Raw genomic sequence first — 25730 nt, forward strand, 5'->3', positions numbered from 1 at the left:
GTCACGGTCTTAACGCCTTGCTTGGAAAAGGTGGGCCGACGCGTGTTCGGCCCCAGAGCTACGTGTTGGTGACGATTGCTCAGTTACGAATGAGATAGTCGAAGGCGCCGAGCGAGGCTTTGGCGCCTTCGCCCATGGCGATGACGATCTGCTTGTAGGGCACCGTGGTTACGTCGCCTGCAGCGAAAACGCCGGGCACTGACGTCATACCGTGGGCGTCGGTAATGATTTCGCCGCGCGGTGACATCTCGATGGGCGACTCTTTGAGCCACTCGGTGTTGGGCACCAGGCCGATCTGCACGAAGATACCTTCCAGCGGTAGCGTCGTGACCTCATCGGTATTGCGATCTTTGTAGGTCAGACCGTTGACGCGGCTGCCGTCACCAGTCACTTCGGTGGTTTGAGCGTTCAAGATCACGTCTACGTTGCTCAGGCTCTTGAGCTTTTTCTGCAGTACGGCATCGGCGCGCATTTCGCCCATGAACTCCACCAGCGTCACGTGCGCTACGATACCGGCCAGGTCGATTGCCGCTTCTACGCCGGAGTTACCGCCGCCGATGACCGCCACGCGCTTGCCTTTGAACAGCGGGCCGTCGCAGTGCGGGCAGTAGGCCACGCCCTTGTTGCGGTACTCCTGCTCGCCGGGCACGTTCATTTCACGCCAGCGTGCACCGGTCGCCAGCACCAGCGTCTTGCTCTTGAGCGTTGCGCCGGAGGCGAAAGTGACCTCGTGCAGGCCGCCTTCTACTTCGGCCGCCTTGAAGGCGACGGCGCGCTGCAGATTCATGACGTCGACCTCATAGTCGTTGACGTGCTGCTCGAGCGCCGCCACGAGTTTGGGGCCTTCGGTATGCGATACCGAGATGAAGTTTTCGATGCCCAGGGTATCGGAGACCTGACCGCCAAAGCGCTCGGCGGCAACGCCGGTATTGATGCCCTTACGCGCCGAGTAGATCGCCGCAGCGGCGCCAGCGGGGCCGCCGCCGATCACCAGGGTATCGAAGGCGGCTTTTTCGCTGAGTTTTTTGGCGTCACGCTCGGCGGCGCCGGTATCGACCTTGGCCAGGATCTGCTCGAGCGTCATGCGGCCCTGATCGAACGGTTTGCCGTTCAAATAGATGCTCGGCACCGACATGATCTCGCGCGCTTCGACTTCGTCTTGGAACAGGGCGCCGTCGATCGCTACGTGATGCACGTTCGGGTTGAAAATGGCCATCAGGTTGAGTGCCTGGACGACATCCGGGCAGTTCTGGCACGACAGCGAGTAGTAGGTTTCAAAGCGCATCTCACCGTCGAGCGCCTTGATCTGGTCGAGAGTTTCCTGGGCGGTTTTGGGCGGGTGGCCGCCAACCTGCAGCAGAGCCAGTACCAGCGAGGTGAACTCGTGGCCCATAGGAATGCCAGCAAACACCACGCCGGTCGCTTCACCGGGGCGATTGATGGCGAAAGAGGGCACTCGGCTATCGTTGCCGTCGCTTTTCAGCGTGATCTTGTCACTGAGGCTGGCGATGTCTTCCAGAAGCTGGAGCAACTCGCGTGACTTGGCGCCGTCATCGAGTGAGGCGACGAGTTCGAAAGGCTGCGTCACTTTCTCGAGATAGGCTTTCAACTGGTTCTTCAGATTGGCATCTAACATGGTCGGCTCCTCGCAGATGATTCACATAGCGTACGGTGGGTTCGAGTTCGGTGACTCGCCGCGTTTTCTAGGCATAAGGCGCCTGGAGCCCCGCGCAACCGAAGTAGCAGGCGGCTTAGCGTAGAAGACGCAAACAAAGGGTATAGACGTAAACGTACGGCCAGGGGAGCTGGCGGCCCCGTAAGGCCGCCAGCGTCGGACAAGGTGAGATACTTAGATCTTGCCGACCAGGTCCAGAGAGGGCGCGAGGGTTTCTTCGCCTTCTTTCCATTTTGCCGGGCAGACTTCGTTCGGGTTGGCGCGAACGTACTGAGCAGCTTTGACCTTGCGCAGCAGCTCTTCGGCGTTACGGCCGATGTTGCCAGCGTTGATCTCGACGATCTGGATCTTGCCATCGGGGTCGACCACGAAGGTGCCACGCTCGGCTAGACCTGCTTCTTCGATCAGCACTTCGAAGTTGCGTGAGATTTGCAGGGTCGGATCGGCAATCATCGGGAACTGCAGTTTGCCGATGGTCTCGGAGCTGTCGTGCCACGCTTTGTGCGTGAAGTGAGTGTCGGTGGAGACGCTGTAGATCTCGACGCCCAGCTTCTTGAACGCGTCGTAGTTGTCGGCCAGATCGCCAAGTTCGGTCGGGCAGACGAAGGTGAAGTCGGCCGGGTAGAAGAAGAAAATGCTCCACTGGCCTTTCAGGTCGGCGTCGGTGACGTCGACGAACTCACCGTTGTGGTAGGCGGTGGCGTTGAACGGTTTGACTTCGGCATTGATGAGAGACATGTATCGCTTCTCCAGATTGTGGGTGGCTGATCAAGATACGTGCACTACTATAAGAGACGGTCGCCAATAGCGAAAATTGAAAAATCACATTTGTTCAATAGGGCCTTCCTATTCGTGTGGCGCTTCACTTGACGACGTCCCAATCGCTTCCCTGCGCGCGTGAATGCACTACCTTTAAGTGGGGACGTACCAAGGGGAATGCAAGAAATTTGCCCTAGCGTATTGCGATAGCGCGATAGGCGCCGCAAAATTCGCTCCCGCTCGACGGGCGATGCGGGCGCGATATAGCGTCTACGCCCTGCCGATGTGTCATTTGTTTGCTCAATCGCGTCATTTGGAGAGATAAAAAATGGGGAACATGCACAAACTTTCTCTGGCCGTTGCGGCCACTTCGTTCGCCGCAGCGGCCTTCACGGCTCAGGCCGATGAGGTTCGGGTCTATAACTGGTCCGACTACATTGCGCCCGAGACGCTGCAGAAGTTCACCGAGCGTACCGGCATCGACGTCATCTACGACGTCTACGACAGCAACGAAGTGCTGGATGCGGCTCTGCTTTCCGGGCGTTCAGGCTATGATGTCGTAGTACCGTCCAGCCACTTTTTTACCCGCCAGCTCAATGCCGGTGTCTACCAGCCGCTCGATCATGCGCAGCTAGACAACCTCGGCAACCTCAACCCCGAGCTCATGGCCAGCCTCGCGCCGATCGACGGCGAGAGCGAATACTCCGTGCCTTATATGTGGGGCACCAACGGTATCGGCTACAACGCCGACCGTGTCGAAGAAATTCTTGGCGAAGATGCCCCGGTGGATAGCTGGGCGCTTCTTTTCGACCCCGAGGTCACCACGGCGCTGCATGAGGCGGGCTGTGGTATCTCCCTGATGGATTCAGGCATCGAAATGCTGCCGGCGGCCTTGGCCTATCTCGGTCTCGATCCGCAAAGCAATGACAGCGCCGATCTGGAAGCCGCTGGTGAAGTGATCACGCGAATTCGCGACAACATCACCTACTTCCACTCCTCGCGCTACATCTCGGACCTGGCCAACGGCGACATCTGCGTGGCAGCGGGTTACTCCGGCGATGTCTTCCAGGCCGCTGAGCGCGCCGAAGACGCGGGCCGCGATTTCACCATCGCCTACACCATTCCCAAAGAGGGCGCTGAGCTGTGGTTCGACATGATGGCGATTCCCGCCGATGCGCCGAACCCGGAAAATGCCCACGCCTTTATCAACTTCATCCTCGACCCCGAGATTGCCGCCGAGATCACCGACTACGTCAGCTATGCCAATCCCAATAGCGCAGCGGATGCCTTCCTGCCGGATGAGATGCTCAATAATGCGGCTATTTACCCAGAAACCGAGGTCATGCAGAACCTCTACCTGCCGCTTGAAAAGCCGCAGAACGTTCAGCGTGTACTGACCCGTACCTGGAACCGCGTCAAGTCCGGTCGCTAAGCGATTCTTCACCGACAGTGGGTTCGCCGAGGTTGCGAACCCGCTGTTCGTCTTTTACCGCCCGGCTTGCCGGGCCTTTTGATGGGAGAGGCGAATGACCGACACGCCCCTGTCGAACAGCGCCCCCTCGACACCTACTGCGCAAGCGACCACTGCTGCCACGCCGCGTGGCCAGAAAGCGCCACGCTTTGCCGAAGACATCGTGCTCGAGGTCAAGCGCTTGAGTAAGCGCTTCGACGATGCTCTGGCCGTTGATGACGTCAACCTCAAGGTCAAGCGCGGCGAAATCTTTGCCCTGTTGGGTGGCTCGGGGTCGGGTAAATCGACCCTTCTGCGCATGCTGGCTGGCTTCGAGACGCCCAGCGAAGGGCGCATTTTGCTCAATGGTGAGAACATCACCGACATGCCGCCTTATCAGCGGCCGATCAACATGATGTTCCAATCCTATGCGCTTTTTCCGCACATGAGCGTAGAGCAGAACATCGCCTTTGGTCTCAAGCAGGACAAGCTGGCCAAGGACGAGATCACCGCCCGCGTTGCGCAGATGCTCAAGCTCGTGCACATGGAGCGCTTCGCCAAGCGCAAGCCGCATCAGCTCTCCGGCGGTCAGCGCCAGCGCGTGGCCCTGGCGCGTTCGCTGGCCAAACGGCCCAAGCTGTTGCTGCTCGATGAGCCGATGGGCGCGCTGGACAAGAAGCTACGCACCGAGATGCAGCTCGAAGTGGTCGAGATCATCGAGCAGGTCGGCGTGACTTGCATCATGGTCACCCACGATCAGGAAGAGGCGATGACCATGGCCGACCGCGTGGCGATCATGGCCGATGGCTGGATCGAACAGGTGGGGTCGCCCATCGATGTCTACGAAAGTCCGGTTAGCCGCCACGTGGCCGAGTTCGTCGGCACGGTCAACCTGTTCGAGGGTGAGATCGTCGAGGATGCGGCGAGCCACTGCCGGATCAGTGCGCCGTCGTTGCCACGTTCGATCTACATCGATCACGGTATCACCACCCAAGCCTCCGATAAACGGGTCTGGGCGGCGCTACGCCCTGAGAAAATCTGGCTCACCCGTGAGCGCCCCGAAGGCGAGCACAACTGGGCCGAAGGCAGCGTCGAGGATATTGCCTACCTGGGCGGCTTTTCGCTCTACTACGTGCGCACCGATACCGGCGAGCTGATCAAAGTGAGCATGGCCAATACCGAACGGCGCGGTACGCGGCCGACCTGGGACGATCACGTCTACGTCTACTGGGAAGACCATAGTGCCATCGTACTCAATCGCTAAACCGGGAGGAGGTACGCCATGCCCACTCGTTTTACCGCGACGTTGAAGCGCTGGCGCCTAGGGCGCCGCGCCGTCATCGCCTTTCCGCTGCTGTGGCTTACGCTGTTCTTTTTGCTGCCCTTTGCGCTGGTGCTCAAGATCAGCTTGGCCGAGTCGACGGTTGCCGTGCCGCCTTACGGCCCGCTGCTCGAATACGCCGATCAGACGCTGCACGTCTTTCTCAACCTTGGCAACTATCTCTTTCTGCTCTCGGACTCGCTCTACGTGGCGGCCTATTGGGGCTCGATCAAGATGGCGTTTCTGGCCACCCTGGTGTGTCTGCTGATGGGGTACCCCATGGCTTATGCCATGGCCCGGGCGTCGGCGCGCTGGCAGTTGATTTTGTTGCTCTTGGTGATGCTGCCTTCGTGGACCTCGTTTCTGATTCGGGTCTACGCCTGGATGGGGATTCTGAGCAACAGCGGGCTGCTCAACAACCTCTTGCTCTGGCTTGGAGTCATCGAGTCGCCGCTGCGCATCATGAACACCCAGATCGCCGTGGTCATCGGCATCGTCTATGCCTACCTACCGTTCATGGTGCTGCCGCTCTACGCGCACCTTACACGCATGGACAATTCGCTGCTCGAAGCCGCCTCCGATCTCGGTTCGCGCAAGATCAACACCTTTTTGAAGGTGACGCTTCCGCTCTCCATGGGCGGCATCATCGCAGGCTCGATGCTGGTGTTTATTCCGGCGGTGGGGGAGTACGTGATTCCGGAGCTCTTGGGCGGCCCCAATACGCTGATGATTGGTAAGGTGCTGTGGGAGGAGTTCTTCCTCAACCGTGACTGGCCGGTGGCCTCGGCGCTCGCTATGGTCATGTTGCTGCTGCTGTTGATCCCCATCGTGCTGTTCCACCGCTATCAGTCCCGGGAGCTGGAAAAATGAGAGCTTTGCGACGCGCCAACTTCTCGACCGTGATGCTGATCCTGGGGCTGGTGTTTCTCTACCTGCCGATGGTGGTGCTGATCGTCTACTCGTTCAACGCTTCGCGTCTGGTCACCGTATGGGCGGGATTCTCGACCCAGTGGTACGGCGAGCTGTTTCGTGACCGGCAGATTCTCGCCGCGGTCTGGACCAGTCTGCGTATCGCCTTTTTCGCTGCCAGTATGGCGGTGTGCTTGGGCACGGTGGCGGCGTTCGTGATGACCCGCTACGGCAAGTTTCGCGGCAAGACGGCGCTTTCGAGCATGGTGACGGCGCCGCTGGTGATGCCCGAGGTCATCGTCGGGCTTTCGCTGCTGCTGCTCTTCGTGCAGATGGCCCAGCTAATTGGCTGGCCAGCCGACCGCGGCATGGCTACGATCTGGATCGCGCACACCACCTTTTGCAGCGCTTATGTAGCCGTCGTGGTCGCCGCACGTCTCAGGGAGATGGACCGCTCGATCGAGGAGGCGGCGATGGATTTGGGCTCACCGCCGGTGAAAACCTTTTTCTTCATCACCCTGCCGATCATTCTGCCCGCGCTCGCCGCCGGATGGCTGCTGGCCTTTACGCTGTCGCTGGACGATCTGGTCATCGCCAGCTTCGTCTCGGGCCCCGGCGCCAACACGCTGCCGATGGTGGTGTTCTCCTCGGTACGGCTTGGGGTGTCGCCCAAGATCAACGCCTTGGCCACGCTGATCATCCTGGCGGTGTCGCTAGCGACGCTCTTGGCTTGGTACCTAATGCGGCGCAGTGAAACCCGACGCCAGCAGATGCTCAAGCAGCGCGACGCCTAAGAGAAAATGGCAACGGCTAGACGATGTCGTCGTCGCGCCCGGTCGTCACGCTTTCAAGCTCGCCGGTGAAGGGCGATACCTCGACCCGCAGCTGAATCGGCGAGCAGCAGTAGTGGCAATCCTCCCAGGTAACGTGACTGCCTTGGGAGGTGTCGATGGTGAACGCCAGGGCGGCGTCGCAGTAAGGGCAGTGAAAGGCGTGTTCGATCAGGGCGTCGTCGTACAAGCGAACCTCCTGTGGGTAACCCTGTGGGGGCGTGGCCTGGCAGGGCGTCGCGTATGAAGGGGCGTGCAATAGGGTCTGGAAGCAAAATGCGCTATGCTAGTCGCACACTGTATGGCGCCACCGCTTGAGTGTAGCAGGCCTGCTCGCCGGAGCGCGCCACGGCGTATCCGGTAGGATAGGGAAGTTCTAACGAATCAGAGAGAGTCCGACATGAAAGTATCTCGCTTGGCGCTTGCCGCCCTTCTAGCCCTCCCGCTGACTGCATTGGCGGATACCCCCAACGTCGAACCCGGCGAGTGGGAGTTCACCAGCGTAACCCAGGTGAGCGGCGACATGGATATCCCAGATCAAACCGATACCCAGCGTCAGTGCATCACCCAGGACGAGCTCGAAAGCGCCAATTTCGGCTTCATCCAGGAAGAGGAGGGGTGTGACCTGGTCGATCAGCAAATGGACGCCGATGGCCTCTCCTACAGCATGGTATGTCGCGCCGAGGGTGGCGAAGCCAATATCGATGGCGAAATGCGCTTTCTTGGCGAGCGCATCGAAGGCAACGTCGATATCCTCACCCAGTCGCCGATGGGCGATTTGAACATGGCGACCGAGATTCAGGGCGAGCGCATCGGCGATTGCTGATCGCTATCGGTTAGTCATTACTGGCTAGGCCACTACAACAGGCCGTCGCGAAAGCGACGGCCTGTTGCTGTTCATGCCCATTGAAACGTTATAAACGCCAGAGCTTTGACTCAGTCTCGTTCGAGGGCTCAGTCCCGTTCGAGCTGGTGCATGGCGAGCTCGGCATCGAGGCGGCGCTTGACCGCACCGGGCGAGCCGCTATGGCGCGCGAGTAGGTCATAGGCCACGGGCACGACGAAAAGCGTGAAGAGGGTAGCCGCTCCCACGCCCGCCATGATCACCGTACCAATGACGAAGCGCGACTCGGCGCCGGGGCCGCTGGAGAACACCAGCGGAATGGCCCCGGCGATGGTGGTCACTGCGGTCATCAGGATCGGACGTAGGCGAGTGACCGAGGCCTCCACCAGAGCGTCGCGGAAGGCGAGGCCTTCGTCGCGTAGCTGGTTGGCGAACTCGACGATCAGAATGCCGTTCTTGGCCGCAAGGCCGATCAGCAGCACCAAGCCCACTTGGCTGTAAATGTTCAACGACTGCCCCGTGAGCAGCAGCGCCAGCAGGGCGCCAACCATCGCCAAGGGCACGGTGAGCATGATGACCAGCGGATGGATGAAACTTTCGAACTGCGCGGCGAGTACCAGAAAGACCACCAACGCCCCCAATACCAGCAGGAAGGTGGTAGCGCCGCTGGCCTCTTGGAAGTCCCTCGATGGGCCGTCGACGTTGGTTTGCGCCTGCTCTGGAAGCAGCGTGGCGGCGGCCTCATCAAGGTAGGTCAAGGCCTCGCCCAGCGGATAGCCATCGGCCAGGTTGGCCTCAATGGTGATCGAACGCACGCGATCGAAGCGGTGCAGGCTACTTGCACCGGCGAAGTCGGAGAGAGTCACGAGGCTTGCCAGCGGAATCAGCGCTCCGGTGCGCGCCGAGCGCACCTGGATGTTATCCAGCGCGCGGGGGCTGTTTTGCAGGCGACGGTCGCCTTCGACGATGACGTCGTACTCCTCGCCGTCATCGACGTAGCGGGTAACGTTGCGTCCGCCCAGCAGTACCTCAAGGGTGCGGCCGATCTCGCTCACCGTAACGCCCAACGAGGCCGCGCGCTCGTAGTCGATGTCGACGCGCAGCTGCGGCTGAGTCTCGTCATAGTTGCTTTCGAGCGCCATCAAACGTGGATTATCCGCGCGTATATGGTTCATCAGGATGTCGCGCCACTGGGCCAGCTCTTCGTAGGTGCCGCCGCCGAGCACGAACTGCACCGGTTTTTGCACCCGCTGGCCGAAGCCCTGGCGCATGACCGGGAAGGCATCCACGCCGGGCAGGGCGGCAAGCAAGGTGCGTACGTCGCTCATGACCTCCCAGGCGCTGCGTCGACTGCCCCAGTCGGCCATGTTGATGATCATAAAGCCGCTGTTGAAGTTTTCGATGTTGCCGAAGCCGCGCGGAGAGCTAATCACCACGCGCTGAAGCTCACCGCTTTCGACCAGCGGCGCGAGCCGCGCTTCGATCTCGTCCATGTAGGTCATCATGTACTCGAAGGTTGCGCCTTCGGGGCCGTTGACCAGCACGATGAAGTTGCCACGGTCCTCCTGCGGGGTGTATTCGGTCGGCAAAATCGAGGCAAGCCATAGGGTAATGGCGATGATGACCACGAACAGCGCAATCACCAGCAGCCTCAAACGCAGCATACCGAGCAGCATGCGCCGGTAGACCCGCTGGGAGACATTCAGCAGGCGCTGGACGCCACGCCCGATGCGGCTGTCGTGCATCCCCGGCTTGAGAATCTTCGACGCCATCATGGGAGTGAGGGTCAGTGCCAGCAGCGTGGAAAACACCACCGCGGCGGCCATGGTCAAGGCGAACTCTGAAAACAGCCGACCGATATCGCCTTGAAGCATACTCAAGGGCACGAACACGGCGATCAGCACCAGGGTGGTGGCGATGACCGCAAAGGCGATCTGGCGGGTGCCGAGGTAGGCGGCGACCAGCGGCGTTTCGCCGTAGTCGTGCATGCGGCGGTTGACGTTCTCCAGCACCACGATGGCGTCATCGACGATCAGCCCAATGGCCAGCACCAGCGCCAGCAGCGTCAACAGGTTGATCGAGAAGCCCATGACCGCAAGCGCCGAGAAGGCACCGATCACCGCGATGGGTACCGTGACGGCAGGCACCAGGGTCGTGCGCACGTTGCCAAGAAACAGGAACATCACCACGACGACCAGCGCCATGGCGATGAAGAGCGTGGTGATGACCTCATCGATGGCGCCCGAAACGAACACCGAGGCGTCGAAGTTGAGCTCGAGCGTCATGCCGTCGGGGAGCGTCTGCTGTAGCCGTGTCATCTCGGCGCGCACGGCCTCGGAGAGCTCGACCACGTTGGCGGTGGACTGCATGATCATGCCCAGACCGACCATGGGAATGCCGTTGGCGCGAAACACCGAACGATCCTCCACCGAGCCCACTTCCACGCGCGCGATATCGCCCAGGCGGGTGAGGTAGCCGTTCTCGCCCTGGGCCAGCGCCAGACGTTGAAAGTCGTCAGCGGTGGCGAAGCTGCGCGGCAAACGAACGATGAACTGACGGTCCTGAGACTCGAGCGAGCCGGCCGGAAGCTCGACGTTCTCGGCGCGCAGGGCGTTCTCGACGTCGCCAATGGTCAGCCCCCGTGCGGCCATGGCGTTGCGGTCGATCCACACCCGCATGGCGTAGTCGCGCCCACCGCTGACGCGCACGCGCGCCACGCCCTCCTGCACCGAGAGGCTATCGACCAAATAGCGGTTGGCGTAGTCGGTCAGCTCCGTCATCGAATAGCCGTCGCCGGAAAGGCTGAGCCAAACGACGATTTCATCGCTGCTATCGGCTTTGGTGACTTCGGGCGGGTCGGCATCGTCCGGCAAGTTGCGCATGGCCCCGGAAATACGGTCGCGCACGTCGTTGGCGGCGGCATCGATGTCGCGCCCGAGAGAGAATTCGACGTCGATACGCGCACGCCCATCCTCGCTTTGCGAGGTGATCAGCTCGATCCCTTCGACCCCCGCAATGCGATCTTCCAGCACCTGGGTAATGCGGGTCTCGACGACGCTCGCCGCCGCCCCTGGGTAGCGGGTATCGATGCTGACGATGGGCGGGTCGATGGCAGGGTACTCCTGCAGCGGCAGGCGTGACAGCGCGAGTATGCCGAAGGCGATGATCAAGGCGGCGATGACCATGGCCAACACCGGGCGCTGAACGGACACATCGGATAAGCGCATCAGCGATCCGCCTCTAGCAGCTGGCGGATATCGGTTTCATCGTCGGTAATACCCAAAAGGCGCACGGCGAGGCCGTCGCGTGCCGACTGCAGGCCGTGGCTGACGACGAGCTCCCCGGGGCTCAGGCCATCGAGCACTTCGACTTCGCCCAGGCGGCGCTCGCCGATGTCGATGCGCTGCTGGCGCAGGCGGGTTTCGCCGTCGAGGGAGTCGATCACCATGACGAAGTGACGGTCGCCCACCGGCTCGATGGCGGCCTCGGGAATCACCAGGGCGTCGCGCTGGCGCTGCTGAATGACGACCTGCATCAGCATGCCAGGGCGCAGGCGCAGGTCGGCGTTGTCGAGTACGGCGCGAATGTCGATGCTGTGCGAGCTCGGGTCGACGCGCGTCCCGATGGTGGCGATCTCACCGCGAAAAACGTCGTCGGGATAGGCGGGGGTAGTCGCACGCAGGGTGAGTCCTGGGGTGAGGCGGCTCAAGAACATCTCAGGGACGCTGAAATCGAGCTTCATGACGTCGAGCTTATCAAGCGTAACCAGCGCCGTGCCGGGGGTGACCAGCGTACCTGGGCTTAGGGTGCGCAAGCCGACGCGACCAGCAAAGGGCGCACTGATGCGAAAGCTCTCAAGGCGTGCTTGAAGCCTTGCGATCTCGGCTTCCGCCTGGCGCAGCCGCGCCTGGTTATCCTCGACCTCGGCGCGCGCAGCGAGATTGCGATCCTGCATCTGACGCGAGCGGTCCAGCGTATTGCGCCGCTCGTCGCGTAGCGCCTCGGCGGCGCGCAGCTCGGCGCGCGCTTGGGCATCTTCCAGGCGCACGAGTAGCTGTCCGGCATCGACCTGCTCGCCGTCGTCGAAAGCGAGCTCGGCAATGGTCTCGGTCACGGTGGCCGATAACGTCACGCTCTCATCGGCCTGTAGCGTACCCAGCGCTTCCAGAGGGTCGGACCAGGTCGACATCTCGGCGTAAGTGCCCACCACTGGGGGCAGCTCGGTTTGTGCCGCAGCAGGGCCTGTGCAGAAGCCGATGGGCAGCAGCAACGTCAGGTGAAACAGTCTCAGGCGAAACAGCGTGGCAAGCATGAAGTTCTCGGCGCTCTCTTGTGATCTAGACGTGGCGTCTAGGGAGTTATCCAGCGTAGTGACCGGGGAGGTCGCGAACGCAGGCGCAAGGCCTGGCTTTCGATTCAGCTTGCAGCGGGCAACTGTTACACTTTGGCTTTTGCAAGCAGGGAAACCCCAACATGGTGTATGACGTCGTCGTCATTGGGGCGGGCGCGGCTGGCCTGATGTGTGCGGTGCAGGCTGGCTATGCCGGTAAGCGTGTCCTCGTACTCGATCACGCTAACAAAGCAGGAAAGAAGATCCTGATGTCGGGCGGCGGCCGGTGCAATTTTACCAATCTCGACACCTCCGCCCAGCATTTTTATTCCGCCAACCCACATTTTTGTATTTCGGCGCTAAAACGCTATCGCCCCGAGCACTTCGTCGAACTCATCGACCGCCACGGCGTCGAGTACGTCGAGAAGGCGCCGGGGCAGCTTTTTTGCGCGCACTCGTCAAAGGCTATCGTCACGACACTGCTGACCGAGTGCGAGTGGGCTGGCGTCGAGATCAAACTTAATACTGCCATTTCGCGCGTCGAGCGCCGGGGCGATGCCATGCAGCTCATGACGGCGCTGGGCAAGATCGATGCTGGCGTGGTGGTGGTGGCGACCGGCGGGCTTTCGATTCCTACCTTGGGGGCGACGGGGTTTGGCTACGAGCTGGCGCGCCAGTTTGGCCTCGAGGTGTTGCCCACACGGCCAGGGCTTGTGCCCTTCACCCTGAGCGATGCCTGGAAAGCGCGCGCCGCCGAGCTCGCTGGGGTCAGCGTACCCGTTGCTGCAAGCGTAGGTGATACGCGTTTTGCCGAGCCACTGCTGTTTACCCATCGTGGGCTTTCGGGCCCTGGCATGCTGCAAATTTCGAGCGTGTGGCAGCCGGGCGACGAACTCATCATCGACTTGCTCCCGGGAGAAGACGCCGAGCGGGCGCTGCGCGAGGCGCGCCAGCAACACCCCAAGCGCCAGCTCTCCACGTGGCTTGGCGAACGCTTTCCCAAGCGCATGGCGCAATCGCTCTTGGGGTGGCACGCGCTGCCCGAAGACGAGCGCGTGCTAGCCGAGCAGACCAACGACAATCTGGCGCGCTGGGGCGAGCAGCTAAACCGCTGGCGGCTAAAACCCTCGGGCACCGAAGGCTGGCGCACCGCCGAAGTTACCATGGGGGGCGTGGCGACCGATGACATCTCCTCGAAGACCTTCGAGGTCAAGGGGATGGCGCAGCTGCGCTTCATTGGCGAAGTGCTAGACGTCACCGGTCAGCTAGGCGGTTACAACTTTCAATGGGCTTGGGCCAGCGGTGTCGCCTGCGGGCAAAGCTGCTAATTAACCGTGGCGGCGCCTAATAAGTAGAGCTAATAAGTAAAACGCCCTATCCGCAAGAGCGGAAAGGGCGTTTGAGTAAATCTCGTCGGTGTTGCTTACTATATCGCTGTCTTAAGCCTTGTCTTGAATACTGCTTTAACGCGTTAGCTTATTCAGCGTTTTTAGCTTACGAAAGAGCATATAGCCCGCCAGCGCCCGCTGGCTTGCTTTGGCGATACCGCCAGGGCGGCGGAAAAGACGCCAAGCAAGCGCGCCACTGGCAACCGCTAGCGGAATCTTGAAGCGTTGCCAGCGGGCATCGAAGGGAGCCGCTGCCTCAAGAAAACGATCACTTTCGACCAAGAGATCGACACGCTGCTGCTCAAGCGTTGCCAGCAGCGCGCGCTTACGATCGGCGCGCGATAGCGGCGCGGGCGATGCGTTCGTTGGGGCGGCGTGGTGATTAGCGTGGGTCATCGCGTTGCTCGTCGTGATGATGTGCCAATAGCGCCTTGTCGGCTGCCAGCTGTTTAAGCGTCTCTTTGAGCAGGGTGTGACGTTTGGCCTGACGAATGGCAATGAAAGCCAATAGCAGACTCAAACCGAGCAGGACCGCTGCACTTACGCCAATGGCCGTGAGCCGGTAAGTATCCCAAAAGATGGCAATGACCAGTGCCGTTGCTGTGCCCACCCCCAGCATCAACAAGAGTAAGCTGGCACCAGCCAACAAGAGCAAGGTCAAAAGGCGTGCGCGTTCTTCTTCGAGTTCGAGCACCGCCAAGCGAAGGCGGGTCTCGCTCGTCGAAACGAGCGAGGCGAGCAAACGCTTGGCGGCGGAGAAGGCGCGCTGGGTTGGCCCCAGAGCCATTAGCGGCGACCGATGAGCAACCCAACGACAATACCCACGCCAGCGCCAATACCTACGCTGGTCCAGGGATTTTCGTGTACGTAACGATCACAGCAGTCGGCACGGCTGGCAAGCGCTTCACGAGTGTCGTCGTAAAGCTTCTCGCCACGGGCTTCCAGGCGCTCGCGGGTATCCTTTAGGCGTTTTTCAGCGCGTGCGCGGAGGTCGCGCATTTCACCACTGGCATCCTTGGCGGTGGCATTCATCAGCTCTTCGACGGTATCGCTTAGGTAGCGCAGGTCGGCTTTGAGTTGATCGGCTTGAGAGTCGTTATCGGTAAAACGCTTGGCCATGATGTCTTCCTTTGACTGTGAATGAAGTGACAACCTTTAGCATAGCAGTCACTTGAGCTTGCACAAGCGTGAAGGCTTGTACACCTTTTACGACCGCCGACGGCGTCGGCGGTTCCTCTACGTCATGGGGTCATGTTCAGCGACTCATGCCGGTAGCGCTGAACAGCGGGTTCAGGCTGAAACCGATGCTCAAACGGTGCACGCGATTGTCGTAATCGATCATGCTTTCGCCGTAGCCATAGTAGTACTGTACGTGGCCACGCAGGGTATTGAAGGCGGGCCAGCTGTAGTCGATCTGAGTGCCCATGTTACCTGCGCTGGGGTTGCCGCGAACCAGGGCGCTGACTTCGTGGTTGCCGTTCAAACGCCGTGCTAGGCGAATGTCGCCGTAGCCCATGAAGCGTTCGATATCGGGGTTGTCATCGTCGTTTTCCGATTCGGGGATACGCCAGTGCGGCGCGACCGAGAAAGCCCAGTCGCCGCGCTGGAAAGTGCTTTCCAGATAGAAGCGGTTCCAGCTGCGTGACAGCGGATCGGAGCGGCCATTGGACTGGTGAATGAACGAAAAACGGTTACGCGTGTTGATCCAGCCAAAGACGTTCCAGGCGTTATCGAAGTCGATGAACAGCTCCGGCTCGTAGTTGGTTTCGCGAAACGGCGAGGAGGCATCGGTATTGTAGGCCTGCCACCAGCTACGCTGGGTATAGCCGAAATAGACGTCACCCACGTCACCGAAAATGTTCTCGGCCAAGTTGACCTTGGCGCTGAACTGAAACTTCATTTCGGTGCTGTCGGGTGAGGCGTCTTCAGTGATATTGCGAAAATTCTCCGCGTTCTGTTTGCTGTTATAGCTGAACGGGAAGAGGTAGTTGGTGTGGTGCGTGGTAATCGCGAAGGGGTTGCGCGTCGATTCCTGTTCGAACATGCGCCGCTCGCTCAAGTCCTCACGCGCTTCGGCGGCTGGGCGGTCGAGCCCGGCACTCGCCTCGGTGGTTTCGACCTCGTTCAACTCGCGATGGAGCTGGTCGAGCTCGGCGTTGAGCGTGCGAATGCGCGCCTCGATCTCCTCTTGCGTTGCGGCCAATGCGCCCGTACTCAACGAGACGCTTAGCAGCGCGACGATACTTGCTAGTAACCGCTTTCGGTGAACCATTAAGGTTTACTCATGTAAAGATGAATCGGCAGGGGCCAACGCTGTTTCTATCACGCTTGCGACGTAAGTCAACTGCTCTGATTGCGCTGGCTTGGCGAACGCCCGACAATGCGCTTTATCGAAAAGCGAGCGTACCTACGGCGGGTGCGCGGCAATGGGGTAGCGTAAGCGTGGCGAGAATCGTAGGTGCGTGGAGAGACAGCATTACCTTGGCGTCGAAGGTGGCTCTCCTGGCAGTATGGCTGGTTTTTTGGCTCGGCGCCTCGACGGCGTTCGGGGTCGAAGTGGACGGCGTGCCCGAGCAGTCGCAGTTGCAGGAGCGGTTGGCACTGCTCGACGGTGAAGAGGGCACGCTTGGGGCGCAGCAGGCACGCGATTACGCTGCGCTGACGGCCGCCATCGAAGCCTACGAGCGGCTAGAAGCGATCGAGGAGCGTATCCGTGCTTTGGAAGAGCGCGTCGCCCAGGCGCCCGATCAGCTTTTACGCTTGGAGCGCGAGCTTAGCGATATCCAGGACGCCGATGACCAGCTATCGGTGACCACGCTGAGCGATCGTCCCGTTGCCGAGCTCGAAGCGCTCCAGGCCGATGCCGTGGTCGAATTGCAGCAGTTGCAAAGCCAGATGGCCGAGGTCAACTCCCAGCTCATCGCGTCGCAAACGCTGCCCGAACGCGCCCAGCAGGCAATCGCCGAGGCGCTCCAGCGTACTGAGTCGCTGCGCCGCGACGGCGAAGAGCGCGAGGCGCTGCTGGCCGATCGTCAGCTCTCAGCCCAGAGCGATCCCCGTCTTATCCAGCTACGCCTGGAGCGTGCGGTGGCCGAGCGCGAGGTTAGTTTCCACCAGCGCGAATTGAGTACCAATAGCCGTCTGCGCGAGCTGGCGCAGCAGCGTCGCGATCTCTTGACCCTGAAGATTGCCGCTCAAGAGCAGCAGCTAACGTTGCTCCAGGGCGTGATCGATCGCCAGCGTCGCTTGGCTTCCGAGCAGGCAATCGCCGATGCCGCCCAGGCCGACCCGCTGATCGCCGCAGGGCACCCGGTGGTGGTGCGAGCTCAGCAGATCAATCAGGAGCTGAGCTTGGAGCTTCTGCGTATTACCGACCGCGACAATAGCGTGGTGCGCGAGAACATCGATGCCCAGCGCCAGCTCGATCACGTGCGTCAGCTACAGCGCAGCCTCAACGAACAGATCGATGCCATTCGCGGTAGCCAGCTGTTATCGCGCATTCTGCGCGAGCAGCGCCAGTCGCTGCCGACGGTCACGCTGCGCCGCGACCTGCAAGAAGAAATTGCCGATTTGCGCCTCAAACAGTTCGATCTAGTACGTCAGCGCGACCAACTGCGTCAGGGCGAGCGCTTAGCCGCGCAGCGCCTGGAAGAGGCCAACGTCGAGGTGACGCCGGGGCTTATCGACTCGCTCACACGGCTCTATCAATCGCGTCGCGAACTGGTCGAACAGCTCGAACAGGCCTACGGCAGCTTGCTAAGCGCGGCCATCGAATTGCAGCTCAATCAGCAGCAGCTCTACACCACCACCCAGAGCCTGCGCGCGACCATCGATGAGCAGCTCTTTTGGGTCGCCAACAGCCGGCCGCTGGATCTCAACTGGCTGCGCCAGCTCCCCACCAACCTTTCGCTCGAATGGCGCCAAGGGGAGTGGCGCGCCATCCTCCCCACGCGCTGGGAGGGCTTTGGCCTCTCCATGCTCATCGGCGTGCCGCTTATGCTAATAGGTGGCGCGCTGGTGCTCTTGCGCTCGCGCATCAAGGCGCGGCTGGCGATTCTGCATAGCCAGATCGGACGGCTGAAAAGCGATACTCAGCTGCATACGCCCAAAGCGGTGCTGTTCAACGCGCTGCTCGCCTTTCCTGGGCCATTGACGCTGGCGGGCGTTGGTGTGGCCGTCGGTGCGACCAACGGCACCTTGGCATCGAGTTTGGCCCCGGCGCTTTTGCAGCTAGCGCTAAGCTGGGCGGTGATCGCTTTAGGGCGCCGTTTGCTGGTGCCCGATGGCGTGGCCGAGCGTCACTTTACCTGGGCGCCGGCCTACACGGCTTGCCTGCGCCGTTTGCTCGGCGGGCTTGGGGTCGCCCTGGTGCCCGTCGTCGCCATTTCGGCCATGTCCGGGCAAATGGAGACGGCGCTGGCGCTGCGCCCGGTCGCCTTAGGGCTTTTGACTCTCGGGCTACTCGCTATGAGCTGGTGGCTGGCGCGCTTGATCTGGGCGCATATTCCCTTTTTTGGCGTGCGGCTTTTTCGCCTGCTGTTGGGGCTCGCGATGGCTAGCGTGCCGCTGGTGCTACTGGGATTGGTGGTCTGGGGCTACGAGTACACCGCGCTGCAGCTGGTGGGGCGCTTTGCCATTACGCTCTACCTGCTCGGGCTTTGGGTCATCGTCGAGGCGACGGTGGTGCGCAGCCTGGCGGTGGCCGCCCGTCGCTTGGCCTATCGCCGGGCGCTGGCGCGACGGCGTGCCCAGGTGCAAGAGGGCGCCGAGGGCGGACTCGAAGTGGTCGAGGAGCCGCCGCTCGACATGGAAAAGATCAATACCCAATCGCTCAGGCTCTCCAAGCTGATCCTGCTGATCGGTTTCAGCGCGCTGCTCTACTTGGTCTGGTCGGATCTGCTCTCGGTGCTGGGATATCTCGATCACGTCTCTATCTGGGAGGTGCGAGAGGGCGATTTGGTCGATGACGTGCTGTCGATTTCGGACGTCTTTACCGCGCTTTTGGTGGTCGCCGTCACCTTCATCATGGCGCGCAACCTACCGGGGCTACTCGAAGTAATGGTGCTGTCGCGCCTGGCGCTCAAGCAGGGCAGCGCTTACGCCATTAGCTCGCTGCTCTCTTACGTCATCGTCGGCACGGGTATCGTCTCGGCGCTGGCAACGCTCGGTGTTTCCTGGGACAAGCTGCAGTGGCTAGTGGCGGCATTGAGCGTGGGGCTTGGTTTCGGGTTGCAGGAGATTTTTGCCAACTTCATCTCGGGGTTGATCATTCTTTTTGAACGACCGATTCGTATCGGCGACACCATCACCTTGGGCAATCTTCACGGCACGGTGAGCCGTATCCGCATTCGTGCCACCACGGTGACCGACTTCGACCGTAAAGAGATCATCATCCCTAACAAGACCTTCGTCACTGACCAGTTGATCAACTGGTCGCTGTCGGACAACGTTACCCGGGTGGTGCTGACCTACGGCGTGTCCCACGGCTCCGACTTGCCCCTGGTGCACCGTTTGCTGCGCCAGGCCGCCGACGAAAATCCACGCGTTCTCGCCGATCCCGAACCCCAGGTGTTCTGCCTCAACTATGGCCCGCACAGCCTCAATTTCGAGCTGCGTATCTTCGTCAACGACCTCGTCGACCGGCTGTTTGCCGCCGATGAGGTCAACTGCCGAGTCGATGAGCTCTTCCGCGAGGCCAACATTCGCGTGGCCTACGAGCAGATGGACGTCTGGCTGCACCGCGACCTGCCCTCAAAGGCGGTCAAGGTGCAGTCGACCCAGCGCCCGCCGGACGCGCTCGGCCCGCTCTCCTAAAGACAAAACGCTCACGCGGCCCCAAGGCGCCGCGCGTGCAGCAAGAACTCCCGATTGCCATCGCCGCCGGTGATCGGGCTCTCCTGCCAGTGAAGCACAGCGAAGCCCAGGGTATCGCAGGTGTGTCGGATACGCTGCTCGACCTCGGCAAAGCGGGAGGCATCGCGCACCACCCCGCGCTTGTCCAGCGCGTTGGGGTCGAGCTCGAACTGCGGTTTGACCAATGAGATCAACTGCCCGCCAGCGGGCAGGAGCGCGGCGATCTCCGGCAGGATCAGCGTTTGGGAAATGAACGAAACGTCCATCACCGCCGTGGAAGGTGGCAGGCGCTCGATGAGAGCGGTGAGCGCTGGGTGTTGGCTCATGTAGCGAGCATTGACGCCCTCGAGACAGGTCACCCGGGCATCATGGCGAAGCGCTGGCGAGAGCTGATCGTGCCCCACTTCGATGCCGATGACGTGGCGCGCGCCGAAGGCTAGGGCGCAGTCGGTGAAGCCGCCGGTGGACTGGCCCACGTCGAGCACGATCTCATCACTCAGGCGTAGGCCAAGGCGTTCGAGTACCGCTTCGAGCTTGAGCCCGGCACGGGAGGCGTAGCGCTCTTCGGGGTCGTCGGCGACGAGGAAGCGGGTATCGGCGGGCCATTTTTCTCCCGGTTTGTGCAGCACGCGGCCGCTTGCAGCCTCGCTGACGCGGCCGTTGCGAATCAGCCGCTGGGCGCGAGTGCGCGAGTCCGCCAGCGCTTGGCTGACGAGAAGTTGATCGAGTCGGGTCATCATCGGGGGAACGTCTGGCAAGAAATCTGTCAAAGAAACGCCTCTCATGGCAGGGCATGATAGCAGCGGTTTGGGCCGAGCAGAACGCGGGCGCGGCCGCGATGCCCGCAAGTGAATATGGTAGGCTTGCGCTTTACGTGTTCATAGGCAAGAGGAACGGGCCAAGATGGCGGCCAAGCCGATCTACCGGGTAGTGGTTCACCAGCAGGGTGAAGTGTGGGATCTGTACGTCAGAGAGATCTTTCAAAGCGAACTCTGGGGCTTCATCGAGGTCGAGGAGTTCGTCTTCGACGAAGGCTCGCGGGTCGTCGTCGATCCTGCTACCGAGAAGCTGCAGCGCACCTTCGAGGGGGTAAAGCGTAGCTATCTGCCGCTCAATGCCATCGTGCGCATCGACGAGGTGGAGCGCGAAGGTCCGCTCAAGGCGGTCAAGAGCGATGCTCGAGTGGCCGAGTTTCCTCGCCCATTCCCTCTGCCGCCGCGGGGAGAGCGTTAACGGCGCGGTGATATGCCTCGCGAAACGGTTAAAGCGAGTGCTAGAAACGAGTGCGCCGCGGGTGTCGTCCGCGGCGTTGGCGAATCAGGACAAGGTGTTTCAGGACAAGATGTCATGCAAGTAGACAAGGTTAGGGCGCGGTATCTAGGCGCAGCAACAGGGGCGCTGCTGGCGGTTTGTGCCACCCAGGCGATGGCCCAGAGCGACAATCAGGCGTGGGTGACCGATGAGCTGAGTACCTACGTGCGCAGTGGACCCACCGACAACTATCGCATCATCGGCACGCTAAGCGCCGGTGAGCAGGTCGAAATCCAGGAAACCAGCGGCAACTATACGCGCGTGCTCAACGACAGCGGCAACTCGGTTTGGGTGCTTAGCGACGAGCTCCAGCAAACCCCTAGCGCCCGTGAGCAGTTGCCCGCACTTGAAGAGCAGGTGGGCGAGCTCTCCGACGAGCTCGACGGCATCAACGACACCTGGGAACAGCGGGTGGCGTCGATGACGCAGACCTTGGAGGTGCGCGAGCAGCGCATTGCCGAACTCGAAGCGCGTAACCACGAGCTCGACTCCGCCGCTGAGCAGTCGCGCCAGCAGGTGCGTGCGCTGCAGGCTCGTCTGGATACCCAGGAAGAGGACCTGCTGATGCGCTACTTCATGTACGGTGGTGGCGTTGCGGGTGCAGGGCTTTTGGTCGGCCTGATCGTGCCGCATCTGCCGCGTCGGCGTAAGAAGCGCGACCGTTGGTTCTGATCGAGGAAGCGAGCGATGAGTGATGCCTGGCGCCAGCGGTGGCAGGAGGGGCGTATCGGCTTTCATCGCGATGCGCCGCACCCGGCGCTGATCGAGCATTGGCAGGCGCTGGGTAGCGCGCCGAATGCCAAGGTGCTGGTGCCGCTATGCGGTAAAAGTCTGGACATGCGCTGGCTGGCAAGCCAGGGGCATCCGGTGCTTGGGATCGAGTTCGTGTTCGAAGCGGTCGAGGCGTTTCTTGCCGCTAGCCCCGCGCCAGTGTCGCGCTACGTCGAGCCCGACTTCACCATCTTTCGCCAGGGCGCCGTCGAAGTATGGCATGGCGACTTTTTCCACTTGCACCTGCCCCAGGCCGCCGAGATAGGTGCCTTCTACGATCGCGCGGCGCTGGTTGCCTTGCCCACGGCAACGCGTCAGCGCTACGCCTTCCACCTTGCCCAGCTCACCCCGCCCGGCGCTAAGGGGCTTTTAGTCACGTTGACCCATGATCAGGGCGACCAAGGCCCACCCTACAGCGTCGACGATGCCGAAGTGGCGCGCCTGTTGGCGCCCAATTTCCGTCTCGAAAAGCTTGCGACCAGCGCCCCCGACGAGCGGGGGCGAGGGGAGAGCGTATGGGCACTTGAGCGACGCGGCCCGCGCTGCTAGTTAGGGCTAAAGCCACTAAGCAGATGAGCTATAGCGGCTATAGCCACTGAGTGGGGCTAATTAGCTATCAGCGCGCCAGCAGGCGGCCAAGCTCTTGGTCGCTGAAGGTGCGGTTGAGACCATCGGCGAGCAGGTCGTTGAGCATCCGCGTGTTGCTGTCTTCGCCCGGCTTGACCGCATAGCTCTGGTTGCGGCGCGACGTATAGGTGCCGGTGTAGGTGGTGCCCTGATTACGCGCAACGGCGCGGAACACGCCTTCCAAACGCGCTTCGTCGAGTAGCGGCTGACCGCTCTCGCCGCGCACATAGGCTAAATTCGCGAGCTCCAGTGTCAGACTGGGGCGGCCCTGGGCCTCTTCACGCGTAGGCGTAAAGCCCATTTCGCGTACCGCACGGTCGGCTTCAGCCTGCAGGCGCGGCACCAACTCGTGGCTGCTGACCGTAATGTGCGACGTCGACATGCCGCCGCCTGCGCGGCTGCCGATCACTTCGCTATCGCGTGCGTCTACCGCAATCACGGTGACCTCTTGGCCCTGGCCGACTTGAGGCACCTGAGCGCTGCGGTGAGGTTCGAGCTGCAGGTACTGGGGGCTGGCACAGCCAGTCAGGAGCGCACCTGCAAGCAGGGCAGTGGAAAGACCTAGAAAGTGACGACGACGCATAGCTTTCTCCGCAATAAAAGCCGTGATGATCGAATGCTTACCTCAAAGCCCAGGGCACGACTGAGCGCGAGGGGCTTGTGCTAGCCCCTCTGCTTTCGCGTCCTGGCGCTTAAGAGCAGGCAGTATAGCGCGCACGCTCTGACGAGAATACCAAGGGCGCGAGGTCAGGAGGTTGCTGGCGAACGCAGCGAGGCAGCGTTTGATTCGAAGCGGTGCCAGCGGCGCAGGTGGGCGTAAAGACGTTTGCCGCGCGACAGGGCCAGGCGTTCGAAATCGGCGTGGCGCACCGTGGCGAGCCAGGGCGCTTCCAGCCAATCGGCCGCGAGCTCCACGCGTACTTCGGCGCCAACGGGTGAGATCGCCGTTACCGTGACCGGCAGATGGCTTTCGGGGCTCGGCGCTTCGGCCAAGCGTATTTCGTGAGGGCGCAACAGCAACTCTTCGTGGCCATCCGGCAGCTCGACCGCTACGTGGGCGTCGCCGCAGGTGAGCACGCCATTGGCGACGTGGCCTTCGAGGTGGTTGACGTCGCCCAAAAACTCGAAGACGAAGCGGTTTTTCGGCGCCCGGTAGAGCGTGTCCGGGGTGTCGATCTGCTCGATACGGCCGTTACTCATCACCACGACGCGGTCGGAGAGCTCGAGTGCTTCCTCCTGGTCGTGAGTGACGAAGACGCTGGTGAAGTTGAGCTCGTCGTGCAGGTGGCGCAGCCAGCGGCGCAGCTCCTGACGCACCTTGGCATCGAGCGCCCCGAAGGGTTCGTCGAGCAGCAGCACATCGGGCTCCACCGCCAGCGCCCGGGCCAGCGAGACGCGCTGCTGCTGGCCGCCGGAGAGCTGCGCCGGGTAGCGCTTGGCCAAGTGTTCGAGCTTGACCATCTCCAGCAGACGAAACACCCGCCGACGAATCTCGGCGCTTGACGGTCGGCTCGAGCGCGGCATGACGCTAAGCCCAAAGGCGACGTTGTCATAGACGCTCATGTGGCGAAAGAGAGCGTAGTGCTGGAAAACGAAGCCGATGCGTCGGTCGCGAACGTGCACCTGCGTGACGTCGCGTTCGCCGAAGTAGATGGCGCTTGGCGTGCACGTGCGATCAGGGCTTTCGAGCCCGGCGATGATGCGCAGCAGCGTCGTCTTGCCCGATCCCGAGGGGCCCAGTAAACCGACCAACTCGCCCTCGTTGATGGTCAGCTCCAGCGGTTCCAGCGCCTGGGTGGCGCCGAAGTGCTTGGCGATGTTGTGTAAGCGGATGCTCATAGGCGTCTCTCTCCACCCAGCGGTTGTCGATTCTGGCCGCTGGGCATTGATTCGAGCGGCGTTTGGGACGATGTTTTTGGCACTGACTTTGATACTGTTTCGGGTAGTTGGTCAGAAGAGTAGCGCGTCTCCCGCCGGGCGGCGCGCCACTCAAGCCCCGCCTTGGCTGCCAGGGTGAGCAGTGCGATCAAGGCCAGCAGGGCCGCGCTCGCGAAAGCGCCGACGGTGTTGTAGTCCTGGTAGAGCTGATCCACATGCAGCGGCAGCGTATTGGTCTGACCGCGAATGGCGCCGGAGACCACCGACACCGCGCCAAACTCGCCGACCGCCCGGGCGTTGGTGAGAATCACGCCATACATCAGCGCCCAGCGAATGTTGGGTAGCGTAACGCGCCAAAACGCCGTCCAGCCCGAGGCACCCAGCGTGACGGCGGCCTCCTCCTCGCGCGACCCTTGGGCCTGCATCAGCGGAATCAGCTCGCGGGCGACGAAGGGGCAGGTAACGAAGACGGTGACCATGAGAATGCCGGGCCAGGCGAACATCAATTGGATATCGTGCTGGTCGAGCCAACTTCCGATCCAGCCGTTGCGGCCGTAGAGCAGCAGATAGATCAACCCCGCCACCACCGGCGAAACGGCAAACGGAATGTCGATCAACGTTTGCAGCAGGCGTCTTCCAGGAAAGCTGAATCGCGTGACGAGCCAGGCTAGCGCGACACCGAACACCAGGCAGATCGGGATCGTCATCAGCGCAATCACCAAGGTCAGGCCGATGGCGTGCAGAGTGAAGACGTTGCTGACGTTGCTCCAGAAAACGGCCACGCCCTGAGAAAAAGCCTGGGCGAAAATGGCCACCAGCGGCAGCAGCAAAAAAAGTGCCGACAGCGCCAGCGCCAGCCCGATCAACAGTCGCCGCGTCAGTGGAGCATCACCTATCCGGCGCATCAGCCTTTTCCTCCATGCAGGCGACGCACGAAGCGGCCCTGCCAGACGTTGATCAACAGCAGCAATACAAGCGAAATGAACAGCACCACCGAGGCAATGGCAGAAGCTCCCGCGTAGTCGTACTCCTGCAGGCGGACGAAGATCATGTACGAGGTGATCTCGGTTTCGTAGGGCATGTTACCGGCGATGAAGATGATGGCGCCGAACTCACCCAGCGAGCGCACGAAGGCAAGGCCCGTACCGGTGACCAGCGACGGCCAGAGATAGGGCATGATCACGCGGCGAAAGGCGACGCCATCCTTGGCCCCCAGCGACATGGCGGCCTCGTCGATCTCGACGGGGAGATCCTCGAGTAGCGGCTGCACGGTGCGTACGACAAACGGAATGCTGGTGAACGCCATGGCTAGCGCAATGCCCACCCAGGTGTAGGCGACCTGAAACCCTAGCGGTTCGAGTAGGCGCCCCATCCAGCCGTTACCGGCGTAGAGGGTGGCAAGGGTGATCCCGGCCACGGCCGTGGGTAGGGCAAAAGGAAGATCCATCAGCGCGTCGAGTAGGCGCTTGCCGGGAAACTCGTAGCGTACCAGTACCCAGGCGAGTAGTAGACCGAAAACGGCATTGATCAGCGCCGCCACGGCCGCCGCCCCCAGGGTGACGGTATAGCTGGCGACGATGCGCGCATCGGTGATGATTGCCCAGTACTGCGAAAAGCTCAGCTCGAAGAGCTGGCCGAACAGGCCCGTCATGGGTAGCAGTAGCACCAGCGAGATGAACAGCACGCTGATACCCATGGAAAGGCCAAACCCCGGCAGCACGCGCGTGCTGCCGGGGCGTTTGAATGCAACGTTCTTCATTCACTCGGTCCCATGGGACGGTTCA

24 protein-coding genes are annotated in these 25730 nt (G+C 61.6%); 10 read left to right on the top strand and 14 right to left on the bottom strand.

The features are described 5' to 3' along the window. Window positions 1-79: 79 nt before the first annotated feature. Together ahpF and ahpC are read right to left on the bottom strand one after the other, a co-directional pair. Window positions 80-1636 (bottom strand): alkyl hydroperoxide reductase subunit F, encoded by a 1557-nt coding sequence (ahpF, locus tag LLY24_RS06340; protein ID WP_259035438.1) that lies wholly within the window; start codon window positions 1634-1636, stop codon window positions 80-82. A gap of 213 nt (window positions 1637-1849) precedes the next feature. After that, window positions 1850-2413, bottom strand: a complete 564-nt coding sequence (gene ahpC / locus LLY24_RS06345) for an alkyl hydroperoxide reductase subunit C (RefSeq protein ID WP_259035439.1) — start codon at window positions 2411-2413, stop codon at window positions 1850-1852. 349 nt (window positions 2414-2762) lie between these two features. Between ahpC and LLY24_RS06350 the strand changes: the two genes are divergently transcribed. From LLY24_RS06350 to LLY24_RS06365, 4 genes are all read left to right on the top strand, one after another. Beyond that, complete coding sequence (locus tag LLY24_RS06350) at window positions 2763-3866, top strand: polyamine ABC transporter substrate-binding protein (RefSeq protein ID WP_259035440.1); 1104 nt, start codon at window positions 2763-2765, stop codon at window positions 3864-3866. A gap of 94 nt (window positions 3867-3960) precedes the next feature. Next, the gene (locus LLY24_RS06355) at window positions 3961-5148 is read left to right on the top strand and encodes an ABC transporter ATP-binding protein (protein ID WP_259035441.1); all 1188 of its coding nucleotides are present in this window, start codon (window positions 3961-3963) and stop codon (window positions 5146-5148) included. A gap of 18 nt (window positions 5149-5166) precedes the next feature. Continuing rightward, window positions 5167-6075, top strand: a complete 909-nt coding sequence (locus tag LLY24_RS06360; RefSeq protein ID WP_259035442.1) for an ABC transporter permease subunit — start codon at window positions 5167-5169, stop codon at window positions 6073-6075. Beyond that, the gene (locus LLY24_RS06365) at window positions 6072-6908 is read left to right on the top strand and encodes an ABC transporter permease subunit (protein WP_259035443.1); all 837 of its coding nucleotides are present in this window, start codon (window positions 6072-6074) and stop codon (window positions 6906-6908) included. Before LLY24_RS06360 ends, LLY24_RS06365 begins: the two co-directional genes overlap by 4 nt. Window positions 6909-6924: 16 nt before the next feature. Here LLY24_RS06365 and LLY24_RS06370 read toward each other — a convergent pair whose 3' ends face one another. After that, window positions 6925-7134, bottom strand: coding sequence for a CPXCG motif-containing cysteine-rich protein (locus tag LLY24_RS06370; RefSeq protein WP_259035444.1), 210 nt, complete (start codon window positions 7132-7134; stop codon window positions 6925-6927). Between the two features lie 210 nt (window positions 7135-7344). Between LLY24_RS06370 and LLY24_RS06375 the strand changes: the two genes are divergently transcribed. Then, window positions 7345-7770: a DUF3617 domain-containing protein gene (locus LLY24_RS06375; protein WP_259035445.1), complete on the top strand. Its 426-nt coding sequence runs from the start codon at window positions 7345-7347 to the stop codon at window positions 7768-7770. A gap of 128 nt (window positions 7771-7898) precedes the next feature. On the opposite strand, the gene LLY24_RS06380 is transcribed toward LLY24_RS06375, so the two are convergent. Next, window positions 7899-11015 (bottom strand): efflux RND transporter permease subunit, encoded by a 3117-nt coding sequence (locus LLY24_RS06380; protein ID WP_259035446.1) that lies wholly within the window; start codon window positions 11013-11015, stop codon window positions 7899-7901. Further along, entirely contained in the window at window positions 11015-12100 is a 1086-nt protein-coding gene (locus LLY24_RS06385; protein ID WP_259035447.1) for an efflux RND transporter periplasmic adaptor subunit, read from the bottom strand. Before LLY24_RS06385 ends, LLY24_RS06380 begins: the two co-directional genes overlap by 1 nt. Before the next feature lie 161 nt (window positions 12101-12261). Between LLY24_RS06385 and LLY24_RS06390 the strand changes: the two genes are divergently transcribed. Further along, complete coding sequence (locus tag LLY24_RS06390; protein ID WP_259035448.1) at window positions 12262-13446, top strand: BaiN/RdsA family NAD(P)/FAD-dependent oxidoreductase; 1185 nt, start codon at window positions 12262-12264, stop codon at window positions 13444-13446. Window positions 13447-13581: 135 nt separating this feature from the next. On the opposite strand, the gene LLY24_RS06395 is transcribed toward LLY24_RS06390, so the two are convergent. The 4 genes from LLY24_RS06395 to LLY24_RS06410 form a co-directional block, all read right to left on the bottom strand. Then, window positions 13582-13902 carry a YqjK-like family protein gene (locus tag LLY24_RS06395; protein ID WP_259035449.1) on the bottom strand — a complete coding sequence of 107 codons (321 nt, stop codon included), beginning with the start codon at window positions 13900-13902 and terminating at the stop codon, window positions 13582-13584. Continuing rightward, entirely contained in the window at window positions 13889-14293 is a 405-nt protein-coding gene (locus tag LLY24_RS06400) for a phage holin family protein (protein ID WP_259035450.1), read from the bottom strand. The genes LLY24_RS06395 and LLY24_RS06400 overlap by 14 nt, the downstream gene beginning before the upstream one ends. Further along, window positions 14293-14625 (bottom strand): ElaB/YgaM/YqjD family protein, encoded by a 333-nt coding sequence (locus LLY24_RS06405; RefSeq protein WP_259035451.1) that lies wholly within the window; start codon window positions 14623-14625, stop codon window positions 14293-14295. Before LLY24_RS06405 ends, LLY24_RS06400 begins: the two co-directional genes overlap by 1 nt. Window positions 14626-14761: 136 nt before the next feature. Beyond that, window positions 14762-15778, bottom strand: a complete 1017-nt coding sequence (locus LLY24_RS06410; protein ID WP_259035452.1) for a phospholipase A — start codon at window positions 15776-15778, stop codon at window positions 14762-14764. A 230-nt stretch (window positions 15779-16008) separates the two neighbouring features. Between LLY24_RS06410 and mscK the strand changes: the two genes are divergently transcribed. Then, entirely contained in the window at window positions 16009-19320 is a 3312-nt protein-coding gene (mscK, locus tag LLY24_RS06415; protein ID WP_259035531.1) for a mechanosensitive channel MscK, read from the top strand. A gap of 11 nt (window positions 19321-19331) precedes the next feature. Here the strand turns inward: mscK and LLY24_RS06420 are convergent, their stop codons facing one another. Continuing rightward, window positions 19332-20096, bottom strand: coding sequence for a TlyA family RNA methyltransferase (locus LLY24_RS06420; RefSeq protein ID WP_259035532.1), 765 nt, complete (start codon window positions 20094-20096; stop codon window positions 19332-19334). Between the two features lie 166 nt (window positions 20097-20262). On the opposite strand from LLY24_RS06420, the gene LLY24_RS06425 reads away from it, so the two are divergent. The 3 genes from LLY24_RS06425 (at window position 20263) to LLY24_RS06435 (ending at window position 21990) form a co-directional block, all read left to right on the top strand. Next, window positions 20263-20592: a DUF1820 family protein gene (locus tag LLY24_RS06425; protein ID WP_259035453.1), complete on the top strand. Its 330-nt coding sequence runs from the start codon at window positions 20263-20265 to the stop codon at window positions 20590-20592. Window positions 20593-20706: 114 nt separating this feature from the next. Beyond that, a complete protein-coding gene (locus LLY24_RS06430; RefSeq protein ID WP_259035454.1) occupies window positions 20707-21342 on the top strand; it encodes a TIGR04211 family SH3 domain-containing protein in 636 nt (211 codons plus the stop codon). A 15-nt stretch (window positions 21343-21357) separates the two neighbouring features. Continuing rightward, a complete protein-coding gene (locus tag LLY24_RS06435) occupies window positions 21358-21990 on the top strand; it encodes a class I SAM-dependent methyltransferase (protein WP_259035455.1) in 633 nt (210 codons plus the stop codon). Between the two features lie 67 nt (window positions 21991-22057). Here LLY24_RS06435 and LLY24_RS06440 read toward each other — a convergent pair whose 3' ends face one another. The 4 genes from LLY24_RS06440 to cysT all read right to left on the bottom strand — a co-directional run bounded on the left by LLY24_RS06440 (window position 22058) and on the right by cysT (window position 25705). Beyond that, window positions 22058-22651: a YajG family lipoprotein gene (locus LLY24_RS06440; RefSeq protein WP_259035456.1), complete on the bottom strand. Its 594-nt coding sequence runs from the start codon at window positions 22649-22651 to the stop codon at window positions 22058-22060. A 164-nt stretch (window positions 22652-22815) separates the two neighbouring features. Continuing rightward, entirely contained in the window at window positions 22816-23907 is a 1092-nt protein-coding gene (locus LLY24_RS06445) for a sulfate/molybdate ABC transporter ATP-binding protein (RefSeq protein ID WP_259035457.1), read from the bottom strand. Next, window positions 23904-24851 carry a sulfate ABC transporter permease subunit CysW gene (gene cysW / locus LLY24_RS06450; protein ID WP_259035458.1) on the bottom strand — a complete coding sequence of 316 codons (948 nt, stop codon included), beginning with the start codon at window positions 24849-24851 and terminating at the stop codon, window positions 23904-23906. The genes LLY24_RS06445 and cysW overlap by 4 nt, the downstream gene beginning before the upstream one ends. After that, window positions 24851-25705, bottom strand: coding sequence for a sulfate ABC transporter permease subunit CysT (cysT, locus tag LLY24_RS06455; protein WP_259035459.1), 855 nt, complete (start codon window positions 25703-25705; stop codon window positions 24851-24853). Before cysT ends, cysW begins: the two co-directional genes overlap by 1 nt. Between the last annotated feature and the right edge of the window lie 25 nt (window positions 25706-25730).

Origin of the sequence: Halomonas dongshanensis (genome assembly GCF_024790395.1) — a bacterium.
GTDB lineage: Bacteria > Pseudomonadota > Gammaproteobacteria > Pseudomonadales > Halomonadaceae > Vreelandella > Vreelandella dongshanensis.

Coding starts and splice junctions, on each gene's coding strand:
- ahpF (WP_259035438.1), bottom strand. CDS start 1,636: ATGTTAGATGCCAATCTGAAGAACCAGTTGAAAGCCTATCTCGAGAAA.
- ahpC (WP_259035439.1), bottom strand. CDS start 2,413: ATGTCTCTCATCAATGCCGAAGTCAAACCGTTCAACGCCACCGCCTAC.
- LLY24_RS06350 (WP_259035440.1), top strand. CDS start 2,763: ATGGGGAACATGCACAAACTTTCTCTGGCCGTTGCGGCCACTTCGTTC.
- LLY24_RS06355 (WP_259035441.1), top strand. CDS start 3,961: ATGACCGACACGCCCCTGTCGAACAGCGCCCCCTCGACACCTACTGCG.
- LLY24_RS06360 (WP_259035442.1), top strand. CDS start 5,167: ATGCCCACTCGTTTTACCGCGACGTTGAAGCGCTGGCGCCTAGGGCGC.
- LLY24_RS06365 (WP_259035443.1), top strand. CDS start 6,072: ATGAGAGCTTTGCGACGCGCCAACTTCTCGACCGTGATGCTGATCCTG.
- LLY24_RS06375 (WP_259035445.1), top strand. CDS start 7,345: ATGAAAGTATCTCGCTTGGCGCTTGCCGCCCTTCTAGCCCTCCCGCTG.
- LLY24_RS06380 (WP_259035446.1), bottom strand. CDS start 11,015: ATGCGCTTATCCGATGTGTCCGTTCAGCGCCCGGTGTTGGCCATGGTC.
- LLY24_RS06385 (WP_259035447.1), bottom strand. CDS start 12,100: ATGCTTGCCACGCTGTTTCGCCTGAGACTGTTTCACCTGACGTTGCTG.
- LLY24_RS06390 (WP_259035448.1), top strand. CDS start 12,262: ATGGTGTATGACGTCGTCGTCATTGGGGCGGGCGCGGCTGGCCTGATG.
- LLY24_RS06395 (WP_259035449.1), bottom strand. CDS start 13,902: ATGACCCACGCTAATCACCACGCCGCCCCAACGAACGCATCGCCCGCG.
- LLY24_RS06400 (WP_259035450.1), bottom strand. CDS start 14,293: ATGGCTCTGGGGCCAACCCAGCGCGCCTTCTCCGCCGCCAAGCGTTTG.
- LLY24_RS06405 (WP_259035451.1), bottom strand. CDS start 14,625: ATGGCCAAGCGTTTTACCGATAACGACTCTCAAGCCGATCAACTCAAA.
- LLY24_RS06410 (WP_259035452.1), bottom strand. CDS start 15,778: ATGGTTCACCGAAAGCGGTTACTAGCAAGTATCGTCGCGCTGCTAAGC.
- LLY24_RS06420 (WP_259035532.1), bottom strand. CDS start 20,096: ATGACCCGACTCGATCAACTTCTCGTCAGCCAAGCGCTGGCGGACTCG.
- LLY24_RS06425 (WP_259035453.1), top strand. CDS start 20,263: ATGGCGGCCAAGCCGATCTACCGGGTAGTGGTTCACCAGCAGGGTGAA.
- LLY24_RS06430 (WP_259035454.1), top strand. CDS start 20,707: ATGCAAGTAGACAAGGTTAGGGCGCGGTATCTAGGCGCAGCAACAGGG.
- LLY24_RS06435 (WP_259035455.1), top strand. CDS start 21,358: ATGAGTGATGCCTGGCGCCAGCGGTGGCAGGAGGGGCGTATCGGCTTT.
- LLY24_RS06440 (WP_259035456.1), bottom strand. CDS start 22,651: ATGCGTCGTCGTCACTTTCTAGGTCTTTCCACTGCCCTGCTTGCAGGT.
- LLY24_RS06445 (WP_259035457.1), bottom strand. CDS start 23,907: ATGAGCATCCGCTTACACAACATCGCCAAGCACTTCGGCGCCACCCAG.
- cysW (WP_259035458.1), bottom strand. CDS start 24,851: ATGCGCCGGATAGGTGATGCTCCACTGACGCGGCGACTGTTGATCGGG.
- cysT (WP_259035459.1), bottom strand. CDS start 25,705: ATGAAGAACGTTGCATTCAAACGCCCCGGCAGCACGCGCGTGCTGCCG.